Below are 15,808 nucleotides of genomic sequence, written 5' to 3' on the forward strand. Positions count from 1 at the left end.
GGCATTACTCTCAGCGCGAAACGACTTCGGTGGCGGCGAAGAAGTAGGCGATTTCAATCGCGGCATTCTCGACCGAGTCCGAGCCGTGGGCGGCGTTGGCATCGATGGATTCGGCGAAGTCGGCGCGGATGGTGCCCGGCGCGGCTTCCTTCGGGTTGGTGGCGCCCAGCAGGTCACGGTGGGCCAGGACGGCGTTCTCGCCTTCCAGGGCCTGGATCATCACCGGGCCGGAGATCATGAACTCGACCAGCGCGTTGAAGAACGGACGCTCGCGGTGCACGGCGTAGAAGCCTTCGGCTTCACGGCGCGACAGCTGCTTGTACTTGGCGGCCACGACCTTCAGGCCGGCCTTCTCGAAGCGGGCGTAGATTTCGCCGATGACGTTCTTGGCAACGGCGTCCGGCTTGATGATCGAAAGGGTGCGCTCCAGCGCCATGGGATGTCTCCAATGGAATCGGGCCGCTGATGGCCCGAAGGGTAACATGAAAAAAACCCGCGTCGGGACGCGGGCTTAGCCTGATAAACGTAGGCGAATTGTAAAAGATAAAGCGGCGGCATGGTAGTGCCGGTCGCCGGCCGGCAAACCCTCATGGCAGGGGTCAGATCCCCACAGGGGCTCTGACCCCACTCCGGGCCCAGTGTCGGGGTCGGAGCCCCTGCGGGGATCCGACCCCTACCCCATTCACCCACCTGAGTGAAATCTGACCGGACCGGCCGATTTTGCTGCACTGCAAAATGCCATACGCTACCGTCTGGTCCTAGTATCAAACAATCGTTTGATTAAGGTCCGCCCGCCGATGGCCAAACCCGCCCACTTCTCGACCAAGGACCGCATTCTCGGCGCGGCCGAGGAGCTGTTCGCACAGCACGGCTTCGCCGGCACTTCGCTGCGCCAGGTGACCAGCCAGGCCGACGTCAACATCGCAGCGGTCAACTACCACTTCGGCTCCAAGGAGAACCTGGTCAACGAGGTGTTCCGCCGCCGCATGGACGAGATGACCGGCGCCCGCCTGTCGCAGCTCGAACGCGCCCGCAGCGAACACCCCGGGCAGCTGCGCCCGGTGCTGGCCGCCTTCGTCGAGCCGGCATTGGCGCTGGCCCAGGACCGCCAGAACGGCGGTGCCTTCGTGCGCGTGATCGCCCGCGCCTACGCCGAGAAGAACGACAACCTGCGCAAGTTCCTGTCCGACCACTACGGCCACGTGCTGCGTGCGTTCGGCAAGGCCATCGGCGAGTGCGTACCCGACCTGAGCAAGGAAGAGCTGTACTGGCGCCTGGATTTCCTGGCCGGCTCGCTCACCTATGCCATGGCCGACTTCGGGCTGATCAAGCGTCCCGCCGGTGTCACTGAAGCGGCGCATCGTGCCCATGCCGCCCACGAACTGATCCATTTCGCCGAAGCCGGGTTCCGCGCCGCCGCTCGCGCCAGCGCCCTGCCCGCTTCCCTTTGATTCCACCCAGTAACTGCTGACCAACAAAGGCCCTACACCATGTCCAATTCCCTGCTAGTCCGCCGCGCCGCCGTGCTGGGTGCCGGCGTCATGGGTGCCCAGATCGCTGCCCACCTCACCAACGCTGGCGTCGACACCGTGCTGTTCGACCTGCCCGCCAAGGAGGGTCCGGCCGACGGCATCGTGCTGAAGGCGATCGCCAACCTGGGCAAGCTGAGCCCGGCACCGCTGGCCAGCAAGTCGCTGGCCGAAGCCATCACTCCGGCCAACTACGAGTCCGGCCTGGAGCAGCTGAAGGACTGCGACCTGATCATCGAGGCCATCGCCGAGCGCATGGACTGGAAGCAGGACCTGTACAAGAAGATCGCGCCGTTCGTGGCCGACCACGCGGTGCTGGCCTCCAACACCTCGGGCCTGGGCATCAACAAGCTGGCCGACGTGCTGCCCGAGCAGCTGCGCCACCGCTTCTGCGGCGTGCACTTCTTCAACCCGCCGCGCTACATGCACCTGGCCGAGCTGATCCCGGCCACCACCACCGACGCCGCCGTGCTGGAAGGCCTGGAAGAGTTCCTGGTCACCACCCTGGGCAAGGGCGTGGTGTACGCCAAGGACACCCCGAACTTCATCGGCAACCGCATCGGCGTGTTCTCGATCCTGTCCACCATCCACCACACCCAGCAGTTCGGCCTGGGCTTCGATGAAGTGGACGGCCTGACCGGTCCGCTGGTCGGTCGCCCGAAGTCGGCCACCTACCGCACCTCCGACGTGGTCGGCCTGGACACCATGGCCCACGTCATCAAGACCATGGGCGACACCCTGCCGAATGACCCGTGGCATGAATTCTTCAAGTCGCCGAAGTGGCTGGACGCGCTGATCGCCAAGGGCGCGCTGGGCCAGAAGACCGGTGCCGGCATCTTCCGCAAGGTCGGCAAGGACATCGTGGTGCTGGACCTGGAGAAGCAGGACTACCGTCCGGCCGATCGCGCTGCCGCGCCGGAAGTGGTCGAGATCCTGAAGATCAGGAACCCGGCCGAGAAGTTCGCCAAGCTGCGCGAGAGCCAGCACCCGCAGGCGCAGTTCCTGTGGGCGACCTTCCGCGACCTGTTCCACTACAGCGCCTACCACCTGGCCGACATCGCCGAGACCGCGCGCGACGTCGACCTGGCCATCCGCTGGGGCTACGGCTGGTCGCTGGGCCCGTTCGAGACCTGGCAGGCCGCCGGCTGGAAGCAGGTGGCGCAGTGGATCGCCGATGACATCGTCGCCGGCAAGAGCATGAGCAACGCGCCGCTGCCGGACTGGGTGTTCGATGGCCGCGACGGCGTGCATGCCGCCGAAGGCAGCTACAGCCCGTCGCGCAACGCCAAGCTGCCGCGCTCGTCGCTGCCGGTGTACCAGCGCCAGCGCTTCCCCGATCCGCTGCTGGGCGAAACGTTCGCGCCGGGCGAGACCGTGTTCGAGAACGACGGCCTGCGCATGTGGCACGACGGTGATGGCATCGCCGTGGTCAGCTTCAAGACCAAGATGAACACCGTGTCCGACCAGGTGCTGGACGGCCTGCAGGAATGCGTGAGCCGCGCCGAGAAGGACTTCCAGGGCCTGGTGATCTGGCAGCAGAAGGAACCCTTCTCCGCCGGTGCCGACCTGGCCGGTGCCCTCGGCCTGCTGCAGGCCGGCAAGGTCGACCAGTTCGAAGAAATGGTTGCCAACTTCCAGCGCACCAGCCAGCGCATCAAGTACTCGCTGGTGCCAGTGGTGGCTGCCGTGCGCGGCCTGGCCCTGGGTGGCGGCTGCGAGTTCCAGATGCACAGCGCCAGGACCGTGGCCTTCCTGGAAAGCTACATCGGCCTGGTCGAGGCCGGCGTCGGCCTGCTGCCGGCCGGTGGTGGCCTGAAGGAACTGGCCGTGCGCGCCTCGCAGGCCGCGGGCCCGGGCGGCGACGTGTTCGCCGAACTGAAGAAGACCTTCGAGACCGTGGCGATGGCCAAGGTGTCCAACTCGGCGGTCAACGCCAAGGAACTGGGCCTGCTGCGCAGCACCGACAAGGTGGTGTTCAACAGCTACGAGGCCCTGCACATCGCCAAGGCCGAAGCACGCGCCCTGGCCGAAGCGGGTTACCGCCCGCCGCTGCCGGCACGCCGCATCCAGGTGGCCGGTGACGTGGGTATCGCCACCTTCAAGATGATGCTGGTCAACATGCTGGAAGGCCGCTTCATCAGCCCGTACGACTACGAGATCGCCGAGCGCATCGCTACCGTGCTGTGCGGTGGCAAGGTCGACCGCGGCACCCTGGTCGACGAAGAGTGGCTGCTGACCCTGGAGCGCAAGCACTTCGTCGAACTGGCCCAGCAGGAAAAGTCCCAGGCCCGCATCGCGCACATGCTGAAGACCGGCAAGCCGCTGCGTAACTGATCGCCCATCCCTGCTTCCGGTGGGTGCCGACCGTTGGTCGGCACTCCGGCTAAAAAATTCAAGAGATCACTGCAATGACCAAGCAAATCCAGGACGCCTACATCGTCGCCGCCACCCGTACCCCGGTTGGCAAGGCGCCCAAGGGCATGTTCCGCAACACCCGCCCCGACGACATGCTTGCGCACGTGCTGCGCAGCGTCGTCGCCCAGGCCCCGGGCGTGGACGTCAACCGCATCGATGACGCCATCATCGGTTGCGCCATGCCGGAAGCCGAGCAGGGCATGAACGTGGCCCGCATCGGCGTGCTGCTGGCCGGCCTGCCGAACACCATCGCCGCACAGACCGTGAACCGCTTCTGCTCCTCCGGCCTGCAGGCCGTGGCGCAGGCCGCCGACGCGATCCGCCTGGGCAACGCCGACCTGATGCTGGCCGGCGGCACCGAGTCGATGTCGATGGTGCCGATGATGGGCAACAAGATCGCCATGGCGCCGAGCGTGTTCGACAACGACCACGTTGCCATCGCCTACGGCATGGGCATCACCGCCGAGAAGGTCGCCGAAGAGTGGAAGGTCTCGCGCGAAGACCAGGACGCCTTTGCCCTGGCCTCGCACCAGAAGGCCATGGCCGCGATCCAGAACGGCGAGTTCAAGGACGAGATCAGCCCGTACGAGATCGTCTCGCACCTGCCGGACCTGGCCGACGGCCAGCGCATCATCACCCGCAACAAGATCGCCGACACCGACGAAGGCCCCCGCCCGGACTCCTCGGCCGAAGGCCTGGCCAAGCTGCGCCCGGTGTTCCGCAACGGCCAGTTCGGCGGCACTGTGACCGCTGGCAACTCGTCGCAGATGAGCGATGGCGCCGGCGCCGTGCTGCTGGCCTCCGAGCAGGCGATCAAGGATTACGGCCTGACCCCACTGGCGCGTTTCGTCAGCTTCTCGGTAGCCGGCGTGCGTCCGGAAGTGATGGGCATCGGCCCGATCGCCGCGATCCCGAAGGCACTGAAGCAGGCCGGCCTGACCCAGGACCAGCTGGACTGGATCGAGCTCAACGAAGCCTTCGCCGCGCAGTCGCTGGCGGTGATCCGCGACTGCGGCCTGGACCCGGCCAAGGTCAACCCGCTGGGCGGCGCGATTGCCCTGGGCCACCCGCTGGGTGCGACCGGCGCGATCCGTACCGCAACCCTGCTGCACGGCCTGCGTCGTCGCCAGCAGAAGTACGGCATGGTGACGATGTGCATCGGCACCGGCATGGGCGCAGCGGGTATTTTCGAGGCGCTGTAAGGTTCAAGGCGTTGCCTCGTTGGGCTTCATGGCGTGGGTCGGGTTGGCAGGGCTGCCCGGGACACGCCGTGAACCCTTCCATGGGGGCTCGATGGCGCCATCCATGGCGCCAACGGTCCCGGGCAGCCCTGCCAACCCGGCCCTTCCAGCCTCCCCGCGGCGGAGGGATGAGCAAAGGCAGGGTCAAAGGCCGGGGTCAGATCCCTTTGCTGCGCAAAGGGATCTGACCCCAACAAGCAGAAAAGGCAGCCTATGGCTGCCTTTTTTGCTTGTGCTTCTGCCTTTGATTCCGCCCTTCCCGTCCGCGCCGCACGGAAACTGTCGAGAGGGGGCGGATGGCCCTCTCCCCCACGTATCAATCAAGGCGCCGCACGGAGCGCTTGATAAAACCCTTATTCCGCCAGCATCGCCGCCAGCTTCTCCCGCGCCGGGCCAGCCAGCTTCGGGTTGTCCAGCGCGAAGCGGATCGTCGCCTCCACCAGACCCAGGTGCGTGCCGCAGTCGAAGCGGGTGCCCTCGAAACGATAGGCATCGACTTCTTCGGTCTTCAGCAGCTCGGCAATCGCATCGGTCAGCTGGATCTCGCCGCCGGCACCGGTCTGGGTCTGTTCCAGCAGCTCGAAGATCTTCGGGCTGAGCACGTAACGACCCACCACCGCCAGGTCGCTCGGCGCGTCCTCCGGCTTCGGCTTCTCGACGATCTGCGAAATACGGCCCTTGCGGCCATCGAACGCGTCGGTGGCGACGATGCCGTAACTGGCGGTCTTATCGTGCGGCACGTCTTCGACCGCGATCACGCTGGCGCCACTGGCTTCGTTGAGGTCGGCCATCTGCTTCAGCGCGCCCGCACCGCGGTTCCAGATCAGGTCGTCGGGCAGCAGTACGGCAAACGGCTCGTCACCGATCACCGACCTGGCACACAGCACCGCGTGCCCGAGGCCCAGCGCCTCGGCCTGGGTCACGAAGATCGCGCGCACACCATTGGGGAGCACGTGCCGGATCAGTTCCAGCTGCTCCTGCTTGCCAGCGCGCTCAAGCTTCTGCTCCAGCTCGTACGCCTTGTCGAAATAGTCGGCAACGGCGTGCTTGTAGCGGTTGGTGATGAACACCAGCGTGTCACAGCCGGCTTCGATCGCCTCATCCACCGCGTACTGGATCAGCGGCCGATCAATGATCGGCAGCATCTCCTTCGGCACAGTCTTGGTTGCTGGCAAAAAACGCGTCCCCAATCCTGCCACCGGGAAAACTGCTTTGCGAATTCGCTTGCTCATTGGTGCCTGTTGGCCTCACGTGCCGGAAAAGGCACGACTTTAGCGGATGAAATGTAAGCATCCTGTTCGATTGGCGAGAATTCCGGCATCGTCGCAAACAGGATTTCCTGGATGCGGGCGGTGTCGTAGCTGGCAATCGCCTCGCGCAGGCGCGGAACGTTGCCCAGCACCAGGTCGCGCGAGAACGTACGCACGCCGGCTTCAAGAATCTTCGGGTGCGCGGTGGAGCGGTAATCTTCGTCCGAATAGAACAGCGTCTCGTGCAGCTTCTCGCCCGGACGCAGGCCGGTATAGATGATCTGGATGTCCTTGTACGGCTGCTTGCCGGTCAGGCGGATCATCTGTTCGGCCAGCACGCGGATCGGCACCGGCTCGCCCATGTCGAGGGTATAGATCGCACCATGCGACGCCGATGCGGCCGCCTGCAGGATCAGCTGGCAGGCCTCGGGAATGGTCATGAAGTAGCGGCTGACTTCCGGGTCGGTGACCGTGACCGGGCCACCCCGCAGGATCTGCTCGCGGAACAGCGGCACCACGCTGCCGGCCGACGCCAGCACGTTGCCGAAGCGCACCGTGACAAAACGGGTATGCGTGGACTTCTGGTCCAGGCTCTGGCAGATCATCTCGGCGTAGCGCTTGCTCGCGCCCAGCGCATTGACCGGGTCGACCGCCTTGTCGGTGGAGATGAACACGAAATGCTCCACGCGGGCTTCCAGGCAGGCGCGCGCGACGTTCTCGGTCGCCAGGATGTTGTTGCGCACTGCTTCACGCAGCTGGCGTTCCAGCACCGGTACATGCTTGTAGGCGGCCGCATGGAAAGCAGTATCGACGGGGTGCAGCGACAGCGCGTGGCGGATCACCGCTGGGTCACCGCAGTCGCCCAGCACCGCCTCGATCTCGACATCGGGGAAGCTGCGACGCAGCTCGCCCTCGATGGTCAGCAGCAGCAGCTCGCTGATCTCCAGCAGGATGATGCGACCGGCACCATGCCGCGCGCACTGGCGGCACAGCTCCGAGCCGATCGAACCACCGGCGCCGGTAACCATCACGGTGCGCCCACCCAACCAGCCGCGGATCAGGTTCCAGTCCGGCATGATCGGCTTGCGCCCCAGCAGGTCCTCGATCGCCACTTCCTTCAGCTGGCCCGGCAGCGACTGGCCCTGCAGGATGTCACTGAGCTTGGGCACGGTACGGAACGGCACGCCGGTGCTTTCGCAGATCGCGACGACGCGCTGCATGCCTGCGGCGTCCAGCGACGGCATGGCAATGACCAGCAGCTTGGCAGCGGTCTCGCGGACCACCGTCGGCGCGTCATCCAGCGTGCCCAGGATCGGCAGGCCCTGCAGCTTGGCGCCACGCAGGTGCGGTGCATCGTCGAGCAGGCCGACCGGCTCGAAGTTGCCGGAGCGGCGCAGGTCGCGCACCAGGGTCTCGGCCGCCTGGCCGGCGCCGAGGATCAGCACGCGGCGGGCGCTGGAATCGGACTGCAGTGCCTGGTAGTCCTTCCAGGCGCGGTACAGCAGGCGCGGCGCGCCGAGCAGTGCCGACAGCGCGAACGGGTAGATCACCAGCACCGACATGGGTACGCCGTCGAAGCGCTTCCACATCAGCACCAGGATGATGGCCACCATGCCGATGAAGCTGGCCTTGAAGATGTTCAGCAGGTCGCTGACGCTGGCAAACCGCCACAGGCCGCGGTACAGGCCCACGCGCCAGAACACCAGGCCCTGCAGCAGCAGGACCAGGGTGGTATCGACGTTCCACAGGGGCAGCGCCGGGGCGTTGGGCAGGATCGAGTAACGCCCTGCATGGAGCAGCTGCCAGCATGCCCAGACCATGAAGAGGTCGTGGCAGACGATGGCCGAACGCGGCATCAGGCCGAGGATTCTGTCCCGCCAGGGTGAAGCCATAATTCAGGTAATTCCTTGTCGGTGGCGCATTCCATTGCGCAGGAGGAGCCAGAGGACGCTCAGCGCGATGAACCACGCGATCGCCACGACAGCCTCCCACCTCGGCTGCAAATTGGAGCAGACATTGAACACTGTAATACTGAACAGACCCAAAGCAAAGTACATCCCTGTCACCTGCGGGTGACTGGCTCCTGCCTGCACCGCGCGCTGGTAGACATGCTGGGTATGGGGTTCCATCCAGCGTTGTCCGGAAATGATGCGCGCCAGCAGTGTGAAGCCCGCGTCCACGAGGAACGGCGAAACCGGTACCAGCAGCAGGATCCAGTTGATATCGGTACGCACGCTGGCGATCGCCAGCACCACTGCGACCGCATACCCCAGCGCGCCGCTTCCAACATCGCCCATGAAGATCCGGGCGCGAGGGAAGTTGAACGGCAGGAATCCAAGGCAGGCCAGGCCCAGCGCGACGGCGGCCAGTGAATAGGGCCACGGCAGTACCGGCGCCAGCCCCAGCATCGCCACAACGGCCTGGCTGGCGGCGATGCCATTGATGCCGTCCATGAAGTTCCAGATGTTGATCAGCGACGCGGTGAACAGCAGCACCAGCACCGCCAACAGCCAGCTGCCACCATTCACCTTGACCAGGCCGGCCAACAGCGCTGCGGCGATGAAATGCACCAGCAGGCGACGCATCGCCGGCAGGGGCTTGTGGTCGTCCCACCAGCCGATACCGGCCACCAGCACCAGCCCAAGGCTGGCCACCAGCACCGTCGGCGTGCTTTCGGGCCAGGCCCAGATGGCCACGCCGGCGGTCACCAGCAGGCTGATGACGATGGCGATGCCGCCACCGCGCGGGGTGGCAACGCTATGGCTGCGACGCTCGCCCGGCTGGTCCATCAACTGCTGGCGCAGTGCATAGCCCCGCGCAGCCCAGGTCAGCAACGCACTGAGCAGGGCGAGCCCCAGCAGCGCGCCCATCACAAGCCAGGGCATGGATCAGAGCACCGCGTAGTTCAGCAGCGGCTTGACCGTCCCCCACTCCTTGCAGCTCGGGCACTGCCAGTGGTGGGTACGCGCACCGAAGCCGCAGCGCGTGCAGCGATAGGCCGGGTTGCGCACCAGCAGCTGGTCGGTGATGTGCTTGAGGTCATGCAGGGTGGCGGTGGAATCGGCTCCCTCGGCGAGGGTCAGATCGATCAGCGCGGATTCGCCACGTACCGACGGGCGATCCTTGAGCTGGCGACCGAGGTAGGCACGGGCCGGCGCCACGCCTTCCTGCTCTTCCATCAACCGGGTCAGCGCCAATACCGGGGCGATGCCGCGGTAGTGCTCGGTCATCTCCGAAAGGAACGCGCGTGCACCTGCCAGATCGCCGACCCTGCGATAGTTCTGCATCAGTGCCGGCAGCAGTTCCGGCAGGTATTCGGGGTCGTTGCGCGCGGCGCGCTCGAAGGCGCGCACGGCGGCCTCTGGATTGCCCGCGTCGGTTTCCAGCCGGCCCTCGATGATGCCGGCGCGCACCGACATCGCGTCGGCCTGGTAGGCGCGGGCGATCGCTGCCCTCGCCTCTTCCAGCTTGCCGGCGCCACGGAAACGTTCGGCCAGTTCGCATTCGAACTGTCCGATCAGCTTGCCCATCGGCTCGCCGGTGACGTCCTCGAAACGGGTCGCGTTGTCGATCGCCTTTTCCCAGTCGCGCTCGGCCTGGTAGATGCCGATCAGGTGCTTGAGCGCCTGCGGTGCGCGCTGATCCAGCTGCGCCAGCTCGGTGAACACGGTCTCGGCACGGTCCAGCAGGCCGGACTTCATGTAGTCCTCGCCCAGCGCCAGCAGGGCCTGCACGCGTTGCGCGTCACTGAGGTCGTGGCGGTTGACCAGGCCCTGGTGCAGGCGGATGGCGCGGTCGACTTCGCCGCGGCGGCGGAACAGGTGGCCCAGCGCGACCTGGGTCTCGAAGGTTTCCTTGTCCAGCTCGGCGATGTGCAGGAACAGCTCGATGGCCTTGTCCGGCTGCTCGTTGAGCAGGTAGTTCAGGCCACGGAAATAGGTGCTCGACAGGCGGCTGACCTGGCTGTCACCGTGGCGTTGACCACCGCGCCGCCCGATCACCCACCCAGCCAGGGCGGCCAGCGGAACGAACAGGAAGAACCAGAACCACTCGGTGACGAAATCCATCTTCGATCAGCGTCCATCAAAAGATTGAGGGGAAGCAACCGGTGCCGGCGTGGCGGCAGCGGACTTGTTGGCGCGGCGCAGCTGGCTGTAGAGCGGAATGACCACGCTCACCAGCACCAGGCCAGCGCCAACGATGACGCCGATCAGCAACGCGGCAATGATGGCCACGCCGACCGAGGTCTTAAGCTGGGTGAACAGCAGGTTGATGGTCATCTCGTCCATGTTCATGGCACCGATGATCAACCCAAGAATGAGTACCGCCAGCAGGACCAGCAGACGAAAAACCTTCATGCGACAGCTCCAGTGGCAGGAGTCCGTAGCTTATCCGACTCGCGGCTGGATTCGCACGCGGTGGCGCGACGGCAGGCTCAGGCCGGATCGGCGTCCAGCGGCAGCACGCTGCTGACCCGCTCGCGCAGTTCCTTGCCCGGCTTGAAATGGGGGACATGCTTGCCCGGCAGGGCAACCGATTCGCCGGTCTTCGGGTTGCGACCCAGGCGCGGCGGACGATAGTGCAGCGAGAAGCTGCCAAATCCACGGATTTCGATGCGATCCCCGGCGGACAGCGATCCGCCCATCATTTCCAGCAACGACTTCACCGCCAGATCGACATCATCGGCCTTCAGGTGCGCCTGGCGGCGCGCAAGGATTTCGATCAGTTCGGATTTGGTCATTACCGGCTCACATCAGGGGCATCTCAGCCTGAAACGGCCCGGGCAATGCCCGGGCCGTCCAGGAAACAACGAACAGCGTAAGGCCGATTACTCGGACTTGTTGCCGTTCAGCTGTGCACGCAGCAGCGCGCCCAGCTGGGTGGTGCCGCTGGAAGCCGAAGAGGACTGGTATTCCTCCAGCACTTCGCGCATTTCCGCGTCGTCCTTGGCCTTGATCGACAGCTGCAGGGTACGGCCCTTGCGGTCCATGCCCACGAACTTGGCTTCGACCTTGTCGCCGACCTTCAGGTGCTGGGTGGCGTCGTCAACGCGCTCGTTGGCGATGTCGCGGGCCGAGACGTAACCTTCGATGCCGTCAGCCAGCTCGATGATCGCGCCCTTGGCGTCGACTTCCTTCACCACGCCTTCGACCTTGGAGCCCTTCGGATTGGCAGCCATGTACTGGCCGAACGGATCCTGCTCCAGCTGCTTCACGCCCAGGGAGATGCGCTCGCGCTCCGGATCGACAGCCAGGACGACGGCGTCCAGGGTATCGCCCTTCTTGAAGTTGCGAACGACGTCTTCGCCGGTGGTGTTCCAGCTGATGTCGGACAGGTGGACCAGGCCGTCGATGCCGCCGTCCAGGCCGATGAAGATGCCGAAGTCGGTGATCGACTTGATCTGGCCCGACACCTTGTCACCCTTCTTGTGGGTGGCAGCGAAGGTTTCCCACGGATTGGCGGCAACCTGCTTCATGCCCAGCGAGATACGGCGACGCTCTTCATCGACGTCCAGCACCATCACTTCGACTTCATCACCAACCTGGACAACCTTGGACGGGTTGACGTTCTTGTTGGTCCAATCCATCTCCGAGACGTGCACCAGGCCTTCGACGCCCGGCTCGATCTCAACGAACGCACCGTAATCGGTGACGTTGGAGACCTTGCCGAAGACGCGGCTGTTGGCCGGGTAACGACGGCCGATGTTGTCCCACGGATCCTCGCCCAGCTGCTTCAGGCCCAGCGAAACGCGGTTGCGCTCGCGGTCGAACTTCAGCACGCGGACGTCCAGCTCGTCGCCGACGTTCACGACTTCCGACGGGTGACGCACGCGCTTCCACGCCATGTCGGTGATGTGCAGCAGGCCGTCGATACCGCCCAGGTCCACGAACGCGCCGTAATCGGTCAGGTTCTTGACGACACCCTTCAGGATCGCGCCTTCCTGCAGCTTGTCCATCAGCTGCTCGCGCTCTTCCGAGTGCTCGCTTTCGACGACAGCGCGGCGCGAGACCACGACGTTGTTACGCTTGCGGTCCAGCTTGATGAGCTTGAACTCGAGTTCCTTGCCTTCCAGGTAGGCCGGATCGCGCACCGGGCGCACATCGACCAGGGAACCCGGCAGGAAGGCGCGGACATCCTTGATGTCCACGGTGAAACCACCCTTGACCTTGCCGCTGATGCGGCCGGTGATGGTTTCGTTCTTTTCCAACGCTTCTTCCAGCTCGTCCCACACCATCGCGCGCTTGGCCTTCTCGCGCGACAGGACGGTTTCGCCGAAGCCGTTCTCGATCGAGTCGAGGGCGACCTTGACGATGTCGCCTTCGGCGACGTCGATTTCGCCAGCGTCGTTACGGAACTGTTCGATCGGCACGATGCCTTCGGACTTCAGGCCAGCGTTGATCACCACGACGTCGCCGCGGACTTCAACAACGGTACCGCTGACGATGGCGCCCGGCTTCAGCTTGGCCAGATTGGCCTGGCTGGCTTCAAACAGTTCGGCAAATGATTCGGTCATTAGATTTACTCTGTTGGACACATGGGTCGGTGGCGTCCCCTTCAGGGGAATGGCGACCGCCCGCCTGTTGGTCGACCCCGGAAACGCAGGTCGTGTGTAGTAGGAAAACCGCCACGCATCATTGCGCGGCGGAGCTGGTACAGCACTGCTATGCGCGACCACCGCCGATGCTGCTGGCAGCGCTCCCGCGCGAACGGATCAGGCAGCCGGAACCGGAAGCAGATCCATCACTCTGGCAACGACATCATCGATGCCGATGCCTGTGGTGTCGATGAGGACAGCATCGTCTGCCGGCTTCAGGGGCGCCACGGTACGCTGGGCATCACGGGCGTCGCGGGCCATGATCTCGCGCAGGAGGTCATCAAAGTTAACAGAAACCCCCTTGTCTTTCAACTGCTTATGCCGGCGCTCGGCGCGCTCCTCGGCGCTGGCGGTCAGGAAGACCTTGTAGGAGGCGTCCGGGAAGATCACCGTGCCCATGTCGCGGCCGTCGGCGACCAGGCCCGGCAGCTCCCTGAATGCGCGCTGGCGCTCCTTCAGGGCAGCGCGGACCTCGGGAATGGCGGCAATGGCCGAGGCCAGCGCACCGGTGGTCTCCAGGCGCAGCTCGTCGGTGGCATCGGTGCCGTTGACCATGACCCGCATGGCATCGCCCTGCTCGACAAACTGAACGTGGGTGTCGAAGGTGCAACGCACCAGCGCCGAGGCGTCGGAGGTATCGATGTCGGCCCAGCTTGCGGCCACGCCCACCGCCCGGTACAGCGCGCCCGAATCCAGGTAATGCCAGCCCATCCGGCGCGCGATGATGCGGCTGATGGTACCCTTGCCGGCCCCGGATGGGCCGTCGATGGTCAGGACGGGAGCGAGTGGATTCATGGGGGTCCCAGAGCGTGTGAAGAGGCCATTCTAGCCCCTGCCAGACGCCCCCAGCGGGATCTTTTGTGCAACCACTTGAAACCACGAGGAAAAGCCCGGTAGAATGGCGGGCTTGAACGAGCGTCAACTGCCGATTGTCTTTCGCATATCGCGGCCACGCTCCACCCGAACAACTACTGTTTACGCCGAGGTATGCCATGAAAGTCCTGTCCTCCCTGAAGTCGGCGAAGGCCCGTCACCGTGACTGCAAGGTCGTGCGTCGTCGTGGCAAGATCTTCGTCATCTGCAAGTCGAACCCGCGTTTCAAGGCGCGTCAGCGCTAAGCCTCACAGCCTTCCGGCTGCGGCTGGCCCTACGCGGGGCCGACCCGATGCAAGAAACCGCCTTCGGGCGGTTTTTTGTTTATGCGGCTTTTTCCTGCCGTTTTTGCTGTAATCGCCTTTCTTGACCACTGGGGAGTAGATCGAGATGAAGCGTTACCTGTCCGCCCTGGCCGTGATGGCCACCCTGGCCGCCGCCACACCGGCACTGGCCGATACCCTGCTTGTCGACCGCGCCCGTGAGAAGCCGGCCGGTGCCCTGCCCGTGCGCGGCCAGAGCATGCAGCAGGTGCAGGCGCAGTTCGGCGCGCCCAGCGAGCAGCTGCAGCCGCGTGGCGGGCAGAAACGGCAATGGCCGACCATCAACCGCTGGGTGTACCCGCAGTTCACCGTCTACTTCGAGAAGCAGAAGGTGATCGACGTGGTGGCCAACCAGGCGGACCCGAACGAAATCGGCCCGAAACCGCCGATCCGTTGATCCCATTACCCGCCGTGGGCGGGCCTGTGTAGCGAGACCATGAACCAGACCCTTCGTTTTCCTGCCGAGTGGGAAGCCCAGAGCGGCGTCCTGATTGCCTGGCCCACCGCCGATACCGACTGGGCTGACCGCCTGGGCCAGGTGGAAGAGACCTACATCGCCCTGGTCGCGGCCATCACCCGCTTCCAGCCGGTGCTGATCTGCGTGGCCGACGACGACGTGGAGACCTACGCCGAGATGCGACTGCGCTCCAACCGCATCGACATGGACAAGGTCCACTTCACCACGGCGGCCTACGACGATACCTGGCTGCGCGACTCCGGCCCGATCACCCTGCGCCGTGCCGACGGCGGCTTCCAGCTGCTGGATTTCCGCTTCACCGGCTGGGGCGGCAAGTTCGACGCCACCCTGGATGACCAGCTGGTGGGCGTGCTCGACCAGGCCGGCGTATTCAACGATGCGCCGGTCCGCAGCATTCCGTTCGCGCTGGAAGGCGGCGGCATCGAGACCGACGGTGAAGGCACCCTGCTGACCACCTGGAAGTGCCTGCACGAGCGCCACCCGGACCGCGACCGCGCCAGCCTGAGCGCCGACCTGGCCGACTGGCTGCAGCAGGACCGCGTGCTGTGGCTGGACCACGGCTACCTGGAAGGCGACGACACCGACGCGCACATCGATACCCTCGCCCGCTTCGCCTCGGCTGACAGCATCGTCTACCAGGCCTGCGACGACGAGAGCGACTCGCACTACGCCGAACTGCAGGCGATGGGCAATGAGCTGGCCGCACTACGCACCAAGGATGGCCAGCCGTACCGCCTGTTCCCGCTGCCGTGGGCCCGGCCGGTGATCGACGAAGGCCGTCGCCTGGCTGCGTCGTACGCGAACTACCTGATCGTCAATGGCGCGGTGCTGATGCCGGCCTATGGCGACCCGGCCGATGACCTGGCCCGCGACGTGCTGGCACAGGCGCACCCGGGCCGAGAGATCGTGCAGGTGCCCTGCCGCTCGCTGATCTGGCAGAACGGCAGCCTGCACTGCATCACCATGCAGCTGCCGGCCGGGCTGTTGAAGGCGTAACGGTCGTGGCGGGGGCGGGGCCGGCCCCCCCCCCAAACAGGAGGGTACACCGGCGGTACGGGCCCCCCCCCCGCCCCACCCCCCCCCCCCAAAAAGCCCGCCCCACCC

Annotated in this window: 15 protein-coding genes; 6 read left to right on the forward strand and 9 right to left on the reverse strand. The window is 65.4% G+C overall.

Translation table 11 applies throughout. The annotated features are described in order from the left end of the window. Nucleotides 1-10 precede the first annotated feature (10 nt). Nucleotides 11-436 carry a nucleoside-diphosphate kinase gene (gene ndk, locus AC5JLE_RS04435; RefSeq protein ID WP_005409295.1) on the reverse strand — a complete coding sequence of 142 codons (426 nt, stop codon included), beginning with the start codon at nt 434-436 and terminating at the stop codon, nt 11-13. Between the two features lie 361 nt (nt 437-797). Here ndk and AC5JLE_RS04440 point away from each other — a divergent pair, with 361 nt between their 5' ends. The 3 genes from AC5JLE_RS04440 to AC5JLE_RS04450 all read left to right on the forward strand — a co-directional run bounded on the left by AC5JLE_RS04440 (nt 798) and on the right by AC5JLE_RS04450 (nt 5,146). After that, nucleotides 798-1,451, forward strand: coding sequence for a TetR/AcrR family transcriptional regulator (locus AC5JLE_RS04440; protein ID WP_014646856.1), 654 nt, complete (start codon nt 798-800; stop codon nt 1,449-1,451). A 39-nt stretch (nt 1,452-1,490) separates the two neighbouring features. Further along, nucleotides 1,491-3,863 carry a 3-hydroxyacyl-CoA dehydrogenase/enoyl-CoA hydratase family protein gene (locus AC5JLE_RS04445; protein ID WP_496065076.1) on the forward strand — a complete coding sequence of 791 codons (2,373 nt, stop codon included), beginning with the start codon at nt 1,491-1,493 and terminating at the stop codon, nt 3,861-3,863. Nucleotides 3,864-3,937: 74 nt separating this feature from the next. Then, nucleotides 3,938-5,146, forward strand: coding sequence for an acetyl-CoA C-acyltransferase (locus tag AC5JLE_RS04450; RefSeq protein ID WP_019661304.1), 1,209 nt, complete (start codon nt 3,938-3,940; stop codon nt 5,144-5,146). 392 nt (nt 5,147-5,538) lie between these two features. On the opposite strand, the gene galU is transcribed toward AC5JLE_RS04450, so the two are convergent. From galU to cmk, 8 genes are all read right to left on the reverse strand, one after another. Beyond that, the gene (galU, locus tag AC5JLE_RS04455; RefSeq protein WP_032960751.1) at nt 5,539-6,417 is read right to left on the reverse strand and encodes a UTP--glucose-1-phosphate uridylyltransferase GalU; all 879 of its coding nucleotides are present in this window, start codon (nt 6,415-6,417) and stop codon (nt 5,539-5,541) included. Then, nucleotides 6,414-8,327, reverse strand: coding sequence for a polysaccharide biosynthesis protein (locus AC5JLE_RS04460; RefSeq protein WP_014646852.1), 1,914 nt, complete (start codon nt 8,325-8,327; stop codon nt 6,414-6,416). Before AC5JLE_RS04460 ends, galU begins: the two co-directional genes overlap by 4 nt. A 3-nt stretch (nt 8,328-8,330) precedes the next feature. After that, nucleotides 8,331-9,320: an MraY family glycosyltransferase gene (locus AC5JLE_RS04465; protein ID WP_046430191.1), complete on the reverse strand. Its 990-nt coding sequence runs from the start codon at nt 9,318-9,320 to the stop codon at nt 8,331-8,333. A gap of 3 nt (nt 9,321-9,323) precedes the next feature. Next, nucleotides 9,324-10,502: a lipopolysaccharide assembly protein LapB gene (lapB, locus tag AC5JLE_RS04470; protein WP_014646850.1), complete on the reverse strand. Its 1,179-nt coding sequence runs from the start codon at nt 10,500-10,502 to the stop codon at nt 9,324-9,326. Between the two features lie 6 nt (nt 10,503-10,508). Further along, the gene (locus AC5JLE_RS04475) at nt 10,509-10,793 is read right to left on the reverse strand and encodes a LapA family protein (protein ID WP_014646849.1); all 285 of its coding nucleotides are present in this window, start codon (nt 10,791-10,793) and stop codon (nt 10,509-10,511) included. A 77-nt stretch (nt 10,794-10,870) separates the two neighbouring features. Next, nucleotides 10,871-11,176: an integration host factor subunit beta gene (locus AC5JLE_RS04480; protein WP_005409286.1), complete on the reverse strand. Its 306-nt coding sequence runs from the start codon at nt 11,174-11,176 to the stop codon at nt 10,871-10,873. A gap of 87 nt (nt 11,177-11,263) precedes the next feature. Beyond that, nucleotides 11,264-12,949 (reverse strand): 30S ribosomal protein S1, encoded by a 1,686-nt coding sequence (gene rpsA / locus AC5JLE_RS04485; RefSeq protein WP_005416230.1) that lies wholly within the window; start codon nt 12,947-12,949, stop codon nt 11,264-11,266. Nucleotides 12,950-13,147: 198 nt separating this feature from the next. After that, a complete protein-coding gene (gene cmk, locus AC5JLE_RS04490) occupies nt 13,148-13,825 on the reverse strand; it encodes a (d)CMP kinase (RefSeq protein WP_014036894.1) in 678 nt (225 codons plus the stop codon). Between the two features lie 197 nt (nt 13,826-14,022). On the opposite strand from cmk, the gene ykgO reads away from it, so the two are divergent. From ykgO to AC5JLE_RS04505, 3 genes are all read left to right on the forward strand, one after another. Beyond that, complete coding sequence (gene ykgO / locus AC5JLE_RS04495) at nt 14,023-14,148, forward strand: type B 50S ribosomal protein L36 (protein ID WP_005409283.1); 126 nt, start codon at nt 14,023-14,025, stop codon at nt 14,146-14,148. A gap of 175 nt (nt 14,149-14,323) precedes the next feature. Beyond that, nucleotides 14,324-14,623: a hypothetical protein gene (locus AC5JLE_RS04500; protein WP_227837998.1), complete on the forward strand. Its 300-nt coding sequence runs from the start codon at nt 14,324-14,326 to the stop codon at nt 14,621-14,623. A 39-nt stretch (nt 14,624-14,662) separates the two neighbouring features. Then, nucleotides 14,663-15,700 carry an agmatine deiminase family protein gene (locus tag AC5JLE_RS04505; RefSeq protein ID WP_032960746.1) on the forward strand — a complete coding sequence of 346 codons (1,038 nt, stop codon included), beginning with the start codon at nt 14,663-14,665 and terminating at the stop codon, nt 15,698-15,700. Nucleotides 15,701-15,808: the final 108 nt, after the last annotated feature.

This window comes from Stenotrophomonas sp., assembly GCF_059505245.1.